This is a genomic window from Micrococcus sp. 63XJN7_6_ISO-PGPR-S23-444 (assembly GCF_058072765.1).
Genome location: NZ_CM176516.1, coordinates 2316059 through 2326234 on the forward strand (window position 1 = coordinate 2316059; position 10176 = coordinate 2326234).

The following is a 10176-nucleotide window of genomic DNA, read 5'->3' on the forward strand; positions in this document are numbered from 1 at the left end:
TCCGGCCGGGGCCGTCCGGAATCCTGGGGGATGCTCACTTGTCGATCTCCTCGAGCGCCTTGGTCTGCCGGAAGCTGATCGCCGAGATGGTCGCCACGATCAGGAAGATCACGATGGACAGGGCGGAGGCCAGGCCGTAGTCGCGCCCCACCCCGCTGAACGCCGTCTTGTAGACGACCGTGATCAGCAGGTCTGTGGCGCCGATGTTCGAGCCCGCGTCGGGGAACCGCGGTCCGCCGCCGGTCAGCATGTAGATGATGTTGAAGTTGTTGAAGTTGAACGCGAACGAGGAGATCAGCAGCGGCGCCACCGAGACCAGCAGCAGGGGCAGCTTGATGGAGCGGAAGATGCGCCACGGGCCGGCGCCGTCCATGCGGGCGGCCTCGTCCACGTCCTCGGGCAGGGACTGCAGGGCGCCCGTGGTCACCAGGAACATGTAGGGGAAGCCCAGCCACAGGTTCACCACGAGCACCGACAGCCGGGCCAGCCACGGGTCGGTGAGCCACGGGATGTCCGCGCCGCCGAAGAACACGGTGTTGACGAAGCCGAACTCCGGGTTGAGCAGGCCGGCCCACACGAGGCCGGACAGGAACGCCGGGAACGCGTACGGCAGGATCATCATCACCCGGTAGACCTTCTTGCCGCGCATGTCCGAGCGGTTGAAGGCGATCGCCAGCAGCAGCCCGACGGCGAACGTCGTGGCCACGCTCAGGAACGCGAAGGCGAAGGTCCACACGGTGACCCGCACGAGCGGGTCGCGCAGCTCGGGGTCGGTGAACGCGCGCGTGAAGTTGTCCAGGCCGACGAACACCCGCCAGCCGGTCTGCAGCGTGCTGCCGTCGTCCGCCTGGAACTGGCCCTCGCCGTTGTCCCGGTACTCCACGCCGCTCTCGAGGTCCGTGAAGGTGTCCCGGGCCTCGTCGTACTCCAGACGCGGCGCGTACACGTACCCGCGGGAGCCGTCGCGCGTCTCCAGGGTGCCGTCCGCGGCGTCGTCGCTCAGCGGGACCTTCAGGCGGGCGACCTGGTCCTGACGCTGCAGCAGGTCGCCGAACCGCAGGGTGGTGTACCCCTCCACCCCCACCGGCTCCCCGTCCTGCATCTGGGCCTCGACCGGCTCCAGCGCCTGGTCCGCGCCGCCGAGGACGGGCTCCCCGTCCCGCAGGGTCAGCAGGTAGAGGTCGCCGCCCTCCTCCAGCACCGTGATGTCGTACACCGGGGAGTCCGGCACGCGGATGGAGGAGGAGCGCTGGATGATCTCGATCGCCGCGGCCTTGTCCGAGTTGTGCCCGGCGCCGTAGTTCGTGAAGGCGACGTAGGAGGAGTAGACCACCACGAACACCTGGAACAGCATCAGGAAGAACAGGCCGGGGGCGAGGTACTTGGCCGGCAGGCCGCCGCGGCGCAGGTAGATCCAGTTGATGCCGATCGTGACCGCCAGGGTCAGCGCGAACACCACCCAGTCCCCCGCGGCCGCGAGCTGGAACAGCAGGAACGCCGCGAAGGCGTCCACGAGGCCCAGCAGGACGATCTTGGCCAGCGTGCCGCCGAGGCCCTCGGTACCCCGGGCGTCCGCACGACGACGGCGGCCCGGGCCGGTGCGGCGCGCGGCGTCGTCGAGGGCGGCGGTGGCGGCGTCGGACCGGTCCGACGCGGTGGAAGACGGGCTCATGGTTCCTCATCCGGCCCGAGGGCCTGCCGTGGAAGGGGGGGGATGCGCGCCCCGAGGGCGCAGGGCCACGGTCCGCCTCCGGCGTCCCCGCGGGGACGCCGGAGGTGGACCGCGCCGGATCACTGGCCGATGCGGCCCTCGATGTCGGAGATCATCTTCTGCCAGGTCTGGACCGGGTCGCCCTCGCCCTTGATGATGCTCATCTCGGCGCCGCCCCAGAACTCGAACACCGCGCCCATCTCGGGGGCCGCCGGCATGGGGACGCCGTTCTCGCCGATCTCGCCGAACGCCTTCACGGTCTCGTCCGAGGCCGCCTTGTCGAAGGAGGCGGTCAGCGCCGGGGGACGCTTGCCCTCGGCGAAGAGCGCGTCCTGGGCCGCCTCGGTGGAGAGGTAGTTGACCACGAACTCATTCGCGGCCAGCTGGTTCTCGGACTCTGAGGAGACGAAGAAGGCGTTGACGCCCACGAACGGCTGCGCCGGCTGGTCGCCCATGGACGGGATGGCCTCGACCTCGAAGTCGACGCCGGCCGCCTCGGCCTCCTCGATGTTCCACGGGCCGGTGATGAAGTAGGCCGCGTTGCCGGAGTTGAACTGCTCCTTGGCGATGTCCGCGGTCATGTTCGGGTTCAGCACCCCGGACTCGCCGTACTCGGCCAGCTTCTCGGCGAAGGCCTCACCCTCGGGCCCGCCCATGGCCAGCGAGCCGGTGTCGTACGAGCCGTCCTCGGCCTGCTTGAACACGGGGGCGCCCATGGAGGTCTGGAACGGGTACAAGTGGTACGGGTCGCCGTTGACGGCGTCCAGGCCCACCACGAACGGGTACTCGGCCTCGCCGGCGTCGACGGCCTTCCGGCCCTCCGCGATCATCTCGTCGAAGGAGGCCGGGGTGGACTCGGCCAGCTCGGTGTTGCGCAGGATGGCGATGTTCTCCACGGAGTACGGCACGCCCCAGGTCTGACCCTCATAGGTGACGGCCTGCACGGAGGACTCCACGAAGTCGCCGGCTCTCTCGCCCAGCTCAAGGGGCTCGATGGTGCCGTTCTGCACGAGCGAGCCGATCCAGTCGTGGGCGCCGACGATCACGTCCGGGCCCTCGCCCGTGGGGTTCTGGGTGATGAAGTCGTCCTTCATCGTGGAGTTGTCCTTGACCACGAGCTCCACCGTGATCCCGGTGTCCTCCTTGAAGTCCTCCGCCACGGCCTGCAGCGGCTCCTGGCGGTTCTGGTCCACCCACATGGTGATGGTGCTGGCGCCGGCCTCGGAGAGGTCCTGGCTCGGGGACGCGGTGGCCGTGCCCTGCTCGGTGGCGCCGGCCGGGGAGGAGGACGCCGGGGCGGAGGAGCCGCCGCCGCACGCGGTGAGCGCGAGGGCGGAGAACGCCGCGGTGAGGGTCAGGCTGAGCGGGCGGCGGAAGAGGCCGCCGGTCGTCGTCGACTGCATGATGTGCCTTTCACGAGGGGTGGCCCGCGGCATGCGCCGGCCGTTGCGTCGCCGACGTGGGCCCCGCGGTGAGACGGCGCCTGCCCCCGGCGGCTGAAGGAGTCAGTCCCCAGGAGTGTAAACGCTTCCACTGTGATATGCCACACAGAGGTGCGCTCCCGCATGAACACGGGCATGCGGGAGTGGGGGCGGAGGTCAAGACCGGCTGAAACCGGAATGGAAGCGCTTCCACCACCGCGCCTGCCGTGCCGTACTCTGGTGCCACGCATCGACCCCCGGCCCGCCGCCGTCGTGCACCCGCCCCGCCGCAGAACCCCATGAACCGGGAGGAGGACCGCCGATGGTCGGCATCAAGGACGTCGCCCGCATGGCCGGGGTCTCCACCGCCACCGCCTCCCGCGCCCTCACCGGCTCCGGCCCCGTGGCGGCCGCCACGCGCACCCGAGTCCAGGAGGCCGTCGCCACGCTCGGCTACGTGGCGGACTCCGCCGCTTCTTCGCTCGCCTCGGGCCGCACCCGCAACATCGGGCTGGTGACCCCCTCCGTCCACCGGTGGTTCTTCGCCGCCGTGCTCGAGGGCGCCGCGGACGAGCTCGTGCGGCACGGGTACGACCTGACGCTCTACGACGTCGGCCAGGACCCGGAGCGTCGATCCACGGTCATCTCCGACCTGCTGCCCCGACGGCGGCTGGACGCCCTGATCACCCTCTCGTTCCGGCTGAGCGTGTTCGAGTTCGCCGGACTCGAACGCCTCGGCCGGCCCGTGATCGCCATCGGTGGCCGCCTGCCGGCGGGCGAGACCCTGCCCGACTGGTTCACCGCGGTCCAGGTGGACCACGCCCGCGCCGCCCGGATGGCCACCGAGCACCTGCTGGAGCTCGGACACCGGGACATCGCCTACGTGGGCCGCGTGGACGAGGACATCGAGTTCCAGGTCAGCACCGAGCGCACCCGCGGGTTCCTGCACGCCCTCGCCGCCACCGGGGTGCGCACGCCGGCCGACTGGATGGTGCCCGCGGACTTCACCATCGGCGGCACCTACCACCAGGCGCGCGCCCTCCTCGCCGACCCGCGGCGCCGGCCGACGGCGGTCATGTGCATCTCGGACGAGATGGCCATGGGCACCTGGATGGCAGCCCACTCCCTGGGGCTGCGTGTGCCCGAGGACGTGTCCGTGATGGGCCTGGACGGCCACCCCGAGGCCGCCCGCCTGGGCATCAGCACCGTGGACCAGAACCCGCTCGAGCAGGGCCGCCGCGCCGTCCGCCTGGCGCTCGGCGCCCTCGACGGCGCCGCCCACCCCCACCGGATCATGCACCACCTGGCCCTGCGGCCGAGAGCGAGCACCGCGCCGCCGTAGACCGTCAGCTCCGACCCTCACCCACCCCTCTCCTTCACCTTGGATCGTCGGGCACGTACCTGCCCGTGAAAGGAACCCCACCATGGCCTCCGTGACCTTCCGCTCCGCCAGCCGCCAGTACCCCGGCTCCCCCCGCCCCGCCGTCGACTCCCTCGACCTGGAGATCGCCGACGGCGAGTTCCTCGTGCTCGTGGGCCCCTCCGGCTGCGGCAAGTCCACCTCCCTGCGCATGCTCGCCGGTCTCGAGGAGCTCTCCCACGGCAGCATCCTGATCGGCGACCGGGACGTCACCGACGTGGACCCCAAGGACCGGGACATCGCGATGGTGTTCCAGAACTACGCCCTGTACCCGCACATGACCGTGGCGGACAACATGGGCTTCGCCCTGAAGATCGCCGGCGTCCCCGCGGACGAGCGGCGCCGCCGCGTCGAGGACGCCGCGAAGCTGCTGGACCTGACCGAGTACCTGGACCGCAAGCCGAAGGCCCTCTCCGGGGGCCAGCGTCAGCGCGTGGCCATGGGCCGGGCGATCGTGCGCGACCCGCAGGTGTTCCTCATGGACGAGCCGCTCTCCAACCTGGACGCGAAGCTGCGCGTGCAGACCCGCGCCCAGATCGCCAACCTGACCCGCCGTCTGGGCACCACCACCGTGTACGTGACCCATGACCAGACCGAGGCCATGACCATGGGCGACCGGGTGGCGGTCCTCAAGGAGGGCCGCCTCCAGCAGGTGGACACGCCGCGCAACCTCTACGAGCGCCCGATGAACGTGTTCGTCGCCGGGTTCATCGGCTCCCCCGCCATGAACATCTTCCGCATGCCCGCCACGCACGAGGGCGTGCACTGGGGCGAGACGGTCATCCCCGTGCCGCGGGAGGATCTGGCCGACGCCGGCACGGCGGTGGACCTCGGCGTGCGCCCCGAGAACCTGGTGGTCAGCGACGACGCCGCCGGCCTGCCCGTGGAGGTGGACACCGTGGAGGAGCTCGGCGCGGACGCGTACGTGTACGGTCACGCGACGATCGGCGGCGAGGAGCGGCTCATCACCCTGCGGACGGTGGGCTACACGGCGCCGGAGAAGGGGTCCGTGGTGCACGTGGTCCCGGACCCGGAGCGCGTGCACCTGTTCCACGCCGAGACCGGCGAGCGACTCAACCGCTGACGGCGGCGCGGGGCGCGCGACGGCGGCGGGCGGCGCCTGCCCTCAGCCCTGGCGCTCGGCCAGCTCCGCGAGCCGGTCGATCGACGCGCGGAGCTGCCCTTCGCCGGTCCGCAGCGCCTTCTGGACGCGCTTCGGGTCGGTGAGGGCGGTCCAGTCATAGGTGTGGGTGACGCGGCAGCCGCCCTCGTCGTCGCCCTCGACCTCCCACCGCCACAGCTGGCCGAACGGCTCCCCGCCGACCTCGGAGGGCTTCCAGGCGATGCGGCGGCCCTCCTCGAACTCGACCACGTGGTTCGCGCGGTCCACGCCCTTCTGCAGGGTCATGACGAACACGTCCCCGACGGCGGTCACCCGCTGCCCGGGGGCGGCCTCGGCCAGGTTGTCGTTGCCGTCCCACTCGGGCTGGCGGGAGGGGTCCGCGATCAGCTCGAAGACGACGCCAGCCGGCGCGTCGACGTGACGGGTCGCGGACACGACGCGGTCCTCAGGGGCGGGCAGGGCGGTCTCGTCGATGTGCTCCATGCCGTCACGCTAGACCTTCCCACACCGTCGTCGAGAGGGTCGGCGGACCGGGCCGGGTGCCCGGCCCGCCGACCCGGACTCACAGTCCGGCGGCATCGACGCCGTACTCGGCCTGGGAGGCGGAGTAGCCCTCGAACATGAGCTGGTCGATGAGACCGGCACGGGAGAACGCGGAGTGGCTCAGGTACGACTGGGCCTGCTTCGCGGCCTGCTCGTTGTAGTCGATGCCCAGGCCGTCGACGGCGGCCGTCGCGTCAGCATTCGAGTAGCCCTCGAACTCGAGCTGGTCGATCAGACCGGTCCGTGAGAACGCCGTGTGAGTCAGGTACGACTGGGCTTGCTTCACAGCCTGCGCCGCGTAGTCCACGTCCAGGCTGTCCACGGCCGCTGTGGCGTCGGCGTTCGAGAAACCCTCGAACTCGAGCTGATCGATCAGGCCGCTCCGGGAGAAGGCGGTGAAGCTCAGATACGACTGCGCCTGTCGCACGGCCTGCTGTCCCTCCGCTGACAGCCCGTCGCCACCCGCCGACGCGGCCGACTCCTCCTCGGCGGCCGCCGCGTCGACTTCGGCCGATGCCTCCGCCTCACGCTCCGCTTCCGCCACGGCCTCGGCCTCGGCCTCGGCGGATCGGGACGCCTCGGCTGCGGCGGCCGCGGCGGACTTCTCGGCCTCCCTCGAGGCGGCAGCGGCACGGCTGGCCTCGGCCGCCTGCGAGGACTCCACGGCACGGCTGGCGCTCGCCACCGCAGACGACGAGCCGGCCGCGCGGGACGAGGAGGGCGCCGCGCCGTCGGAGACCCGGCCAGACGAGGACGCCCCACTCGAGGACGATGCGGCGGAGGGCGAGCCGGCGGACGACCCGGCTGCGGCGTCCCCATCGACGGAGCATCCGGTGAGCAGGGCGAGCGCGGCAAGGCCAGCGGTCAGGAGTGCGGTGGGGCGGGCATGACGAGGACGGAGCATGGCGCTCTCCTTCGACGAGGGGAGGCGGTCGGCCTCCAGCGATAGGAAGCGAACACTCGGCGAGTGTTCACCATCCTCACAGTAACGACCCAGCGGACACGATAACGGTGTCCGCCCCGCGCAGGACATGGGCGCGGCCGTGATCCTGTGCGGTCTGGTCCTGGGTCTGGCGTCCACGCCGCGGTTCCTGTGCCGGGGCCGCGTGGCCCCCGACCTCAGATCAGGCCCAGCGCGGTGAGCTTGGCCGCGGTCTCCTCGTTGGTCGGCTCCACCTGGTGGTCGCCGTCGGGGAACACGACCACGGGGATGTCCTTCTGGCGCCGGGTGCGCAGGCAGTCGCGGCACCAGTCGGCGCCGTCGACGGTGAGGACGTTCTGACTCATCCGTCCAGCGTACTGAGGGGTGGGATGCTGGGGGCATGCCCGCCCAGCCCTCCCCCTCCGGCCGCACCGTCCACCTGTCCACGTCGGGCGTGGACGCCCGCATCGCCCCCGACGAGTTCGGCGGGTTCGTCCTGGAGATCGGCGGGGCCGTCCAGTCCCACGTGGACCTGGCCGACCCCGCTCGCATCCGCTACGAGTACCTGCGCCGCATGGCCCACGTGCTCGACGGCGTCGCTCCGGCGGGCGCGCCGGTGCGGGTCCTGCACCTCGGCGCGGGCGCGCTGACCCTGCCGCGCTACCTCCAGACGACCCGACCCGGCTCGGAGCAGACGGTGGTCGACCTGGACCGGGAGCTCGTGTCCTTCGTGCTCGCCGAGCTGCCCCTGCCGGCGGGCACGGACCTCGTCTCCGTGGTCGCGGACGCGCGCCTGGCCGCCGTCGACCTCGCGATGGACGGGGAGCGGTTCGACGCCGTCGTGCTGGACATCGGCACCGGCGAGGAGGGCGCCGAGCACCTGCGCGGCGCCGTGTTCTACGAGGAGCTGCTCGAGCTGCTGACGGCGGGCGGGGTGCTGCTGGTGAACATCGGCGACGACGCCGGCCTGCGTTTCCTGGGCGCCGAGCTGGGCGCCCTCGAGGAGGCGGCCGCCGAGGCCGGGGTGCCCGGCCCGTGGACGCTCGCGGACCAGGGGATGCTGGAGCGCCTGGACTGGGGCAACGTCGTGCTGGCCGCGGGGGCGCCGCTGGGAGAGGCCGGCTGCCCGGAACGCCTCGCCGCGGCGGGGCCGCATCCGGCGGCCGTGCTGGACCCGGCGGAGTCGGCCGCGCTGGCCTCCCGCATCCGTCGCGCCTGAGGGCGGGAGCGGTGCTCAGGGCCGGGGGTCCTCCGCACCGGGGCCCGTCTGCGGCCGGGGCCACGGGTGGCCCCGGCGCTCCTCCGCCCCCTCGTTGAAACGCCGCAGGAGCCTGCTGAACTCGACGACGTCCTCGGCGGGCCAGGAGGCGACGATCTGCGCCACGTTGTCCGCCCGGGAGCTCAGCTCCGCGGCAAGGCGGGCGCGTCCCTCCTCCGTGGGACGGTGCAGCCGGGCGGAGCCGCCGTCGGGGTCCGCCACCCGCTCGACGAGGCCGGCCTTCATGGCGGCGGCCACCTGCCGGTGGACGGTGGAGACGTCGAGGTCGAAGGCCTCGGCCAGCTCGGCGACGCTCATGGCCCCGCCCGCCTCCAGGCGGGCGAGCAGCACGGTGGCGCTGCGCTCGAGCGCGCTCGACCGGCCGTAGGGGGCCACCCCCTGCGCGGCCACCCGCAGCAGGAGCATGTGCTCGTACATGATCCCGCGGACCGGGTCGGCCCACGCCCCCTCAGGTAATTGCATCATGCAAACGATGCTACCTTTTGCATCATGCAAATCGCCGAGCGAGAACGCATCGCCTCCCCCACCTTCGTCCTCGCCTGGGTGGTCTCCTTCCTCCAGTTCCTCGCGTTCTACGCCCTGGTCACCACCATGGCCCTGTACGCGGTCCGGCAGTTCGCCGCCTCGGACGCCGGGGCGGGGCTGGCCTCGAGCGCCTTCGTCATCGGCGCCACCCTCAGCCGCGTGGTCACCGGCCACGTGGTGGACCGCTTCGGCAAGCGCCGCGTCCTGGTGGCGGCCCTGGTCGCCGTCGCACTGTCCTGCACGCTCTACCTCGTCGCCTCCTCGCTGCCGGCCCTCGTGGCGGTGCGCATGCTCCACGGCGCCAGCTACGCCTTCGCGAGCACCGCCGTCATGGCCCTGGCCCAGGCGGCCATCCCCGACGGGCGACGCGCGGAGGCCACCGGCCACCTCGCGCTGGGCACCACCCTGGCCACCGCGATCGGCCCCGCCCTGGGGCTGTTCCTCGCCGGCTCCATCGGCTACGCGTGGCTGTTCCGGGTGACTCTGGGGATCACGGTGGTCAGCCTCGTGCTGGGCCTGCTGGTGCGCGAGGCACCCGCCGCGGCGGGTGTCGACGGCGAGCGCGCCGCCGGCGAGGTCCCCCTGGAGCACCCCGCCCCCGCGGTGGGCTTCCGCCTGCGCTCGGTGCTGCACCCGGCGGTGCTGCCGATCAGCGGCTTCATGCTGCTGGTGGGCCTGAGCTACGCCGGGATCCTCACCTACCTGAACGCCTACTCGGTGGAGCGCGGGCTCACAGCCGGCGCCGGCCTCTTCTTCCTGGCCTACGCCGCGGCGATGCTCGTCATGCGCCTCACCCTGGGCACCCTCCAGGACCGCCGGGGAGACGACGCCGTCGTCTACCCCGCACTCCTCTGCTTCACGGCCGCGCTCCTGGTGCTGGCCTTCGCCACGCGCGACTGGCAGGTGGTGCTGGCCGGGGCGCTGAGCGGCCTCGGCTACGGCACGCTCATGCCCGCGGCCCAGGCGATCGCCGTGAACGCGGTGCCCTCCCACCAGCTCGGCGCCGGCATCTCCACCCTCATGCTGTTCGCGGACGTGGGGCTGGGCCTGGGTCCCGTGCTCCTCGGCGGGCTCGTGGCCTCGGCCGGCTACGGCGCCATGTACGAGGCCCTGGCGGGCGTGCTGGTGGTCGCCGCCGGGTACTACTTCGTGATGCACGGACGCCGGCACGGGCGGCGAGGGACCGTGGCCCGCGCCTGAGTCCCGCGCGGTGACGGCGGCCTGCCGCCGCG

10 protein-coding genes are annotated in these 10176 nt (G+C 72.3%); 4 read left to right on the plus strand and 6 right to left on the minus strand.

What is annotated here, in order from left to right; translation table 11 throughout:
* Window positions 1-34: 34 nt before the first annotated feature.
* Window positions 35-1672, minus strand: a complete 1638-nt coding sequence (locus tag AC3RJ9_RS10685; RefSeq protein ID WP_095695106.1) for an ABC transporter permease subunit — start codon at window positions 1670-1672, stop codon at window positions 35-37.
* Window positions 1673-1791: 119 nt separating this feature from the next.
* Entirely contained in the window at window positions 1792-3114 is a 1323-nt protein-coding gene (locus AC3RJ9_RS10690) for a sugar ABC transporter substrate-binding protein (protein WP_044659341.1), read from the minus strand.
* A 340-nt stretch (window positions 3115-3454) separates the two neighbouring features.
* Between AC3RJ9_RS10690 and AC3RJ9_RS10695 the strand changes: the two genes are divergently transcribed.
* Together AC3RJ9_RS10695 and AC3RJ9_RS10700 are read left to right on the plus strand one after the other, a co-directional pair.
* Window positions 3455-4474, plus strand: a complete 1020-nt coding sequence (locus AC3RJ9_RS10695; RefSeq protein WP_049158353.1) for a LacI family DNA-binding transcriptional regulator — start codon at window positions 3455-3457, stop codon at window positions 4472-4474.
* An 82-nt stretch (window positions 4475-4556) separates the two neighbouring features.
* Window positions 4557-5636, plus strand: coding sequence for an ABC transporter ATP-binding protein (locus tag AC3RJ9_RS10700; protein WP_020624545.1), 1080 nt, complete (start codon window positions 4557-4559; stop codon window positions 5634-5636).
* Between the two features lie 42 nt (window positions 5637-5678).
* Here AC3RJ9_RS10700 and AC3RJ9_RS10705 read toward each other — a convergent pair whose 3' ends face one another.
* The 3 genes from AC3RJ9_RS10705 to AC3RJ9_RS10715 form a co-directional block, all read right to left on the minus strand.
* A complete protein-coding gene (locus AC3RJ9_RS10705; RefSeq protein ID WP_078025646.1) occupies window positions 5679-6158 on the minus strand; it encodes an SRPBCC family protein in 480 nt (159 codons plus the stop codon).
* A 79-nt stretch (window positions 6159-6237) separates the two neighbouring features.
* Entirely contained in the window at window positions 6238-7122 is an 885-nt protein-coding gene (locus AC3RJ9_RS10710) for an Ltp family lipoprotein (protein ID WP_123244452.1), read from the minus strand.
* Window positions 7123-7337: 215 nt separating this feature from the next.
* Window positions 7338-7505, minus strand: a complete 168-nt coding sequence (locus AC3RJ9_RS10715; RefSeq protein WP_160311879.1) for a hypothetical protein — start codon at window positions 7503-7505, stop codon at window positions 7338-7340.
* Window positions 7506-7540: 35 nt separating this feature from the next.
* Here AC3RJ9_RS10715 and AC3RJ9_RS10720 point away from each other — a divergent pair, with 35 nt between their 5' ends.
* Window positions 7541-8359 carry a spermidine synthase gene (locus AC3RJ9_RS10720; protein ID WP_145951564.1) on the plus strand — a complete coding sequence of 273 codons (819 nt, stop codon included), beginning with the start codon at window positions 7541-7543 and terminating at the stop codon, window positions 8357-8359.
* 15 nt (window positions 8360-8374) lie between these two features.
* Here the strand turns inward: AC3RJ9_RS10720 and AC3RJ9_RS10725 are convergent, their stop codons facing one another.
* The gene (locus AC3RJ9_RS10725) at window positions 8375-8884 is read right to left on the minus strand and encodes a MarR family winged helix-turn-helix transcriptional regulator (protein ID WP_123244465.1); all 510 of its coding nucleotides are present in this window, start codon (window positions 8882-8884) and stop codon (window positions 8375-8377) included.
* 24 nt (window positions 8885-8908) lie between these two features.
* On the opposite strand from AC3RJ9_RS10725, the gene AC3RJ9_RS10730 reads away from it, so the two are divergent.
* Window positions 8909-10144, plus strand: coding sequence for an MFS transporter (locus AC3RJ9_RS10730; protein ID WP_123244466.1), 1236 nt, complete (start codon window positions 8909-8911; stop codon window positions 10142-10144).
* Window positions 10145-10176: the final 32 nt, after the last annotated feature.

What these genes read in the sequence shown, in the direction of transcription:
- AC3RJ9_RS10685 (WP_095695106.1), bottom strand. Translation starts at nt 1,672, where the DNA reads ATGAGCCCGTCTTCCACCGCGTCGGACCGGTCCGACGCCGCCACCGCC.
- AC3RJ9_RS10705 (WP_078025646.1), bottom strand. Translation starts at nt 6,158, where the DNA reads ATGGAGCACATCGACGAGACCGCCCTGCCCGCCCCTGAGGACCGCGTC.
- AC3RJ9_RS10710 (WP_123244452.1), bottom strand. Translation starts at nt 7,122, where the DNA reads ATGCTCCGTCCTCGTCATGCCCGCCCCACCGCACTCCTGACCGCTGGC.
- AC3RJ9_RS10690 (WP_044659341.1), bottom strand. Translation starts at nt 3,114, where the DNA reads ATGCAGTCGACGACGACCGGCGGCCTCTTCCGCCGCCCGCTCAGCCTG.
- AC3RJ9_RS10730 (WP_123244466.1), top strand. Translation starts at nt 8,909, where the DNA reads ATGCAAATCGCCGAGCGAGAACGCATCGCCTCCCCCACCTTCGTCCTC.
- AC3RJ9_RS10700 (WP_020624545.1), top strand. Translation starts at nt 4,557, where the DNA reads ATGGCCTCCGTGACCTTCCGCTCCGCCAGCCGCCAGTACCCCGGCTCC.
- AC3RJ9_RS10725 (WP_123244465.1), bottom strand. Translation starts at nt 8,884, where the DNA reads ATGATGCAATTACCTGAGGGGGCGTGGGCCGACCCGGTCCGCGGGATC.
- AC3RJ9_RS10715 (WP_160311879.1), bottom strand. Translation starts at nt 7,505, where the DNA reads ATGAGTCAGAACGTCCTCACCGTCGACGGCGCCGACTGGTGCCGCGAC.
- AC3RJ9_RS10720 (WP_145951564.1), top strand. Translation starts at nt 7,541, where the DNA reads ATGCCCGCCCAGCCCTCCCCCTCCGGCCGCACCGTCCACCTGTCCACG.
- AC3RJ9_RS10695 (WP_049158353.1), top strand. Translation starts at nt 3,455, where the DNA reads ATGGTCGGCATCAAGGACGTCGCCCGCATGGCCGGGGTCTCCACCGCC.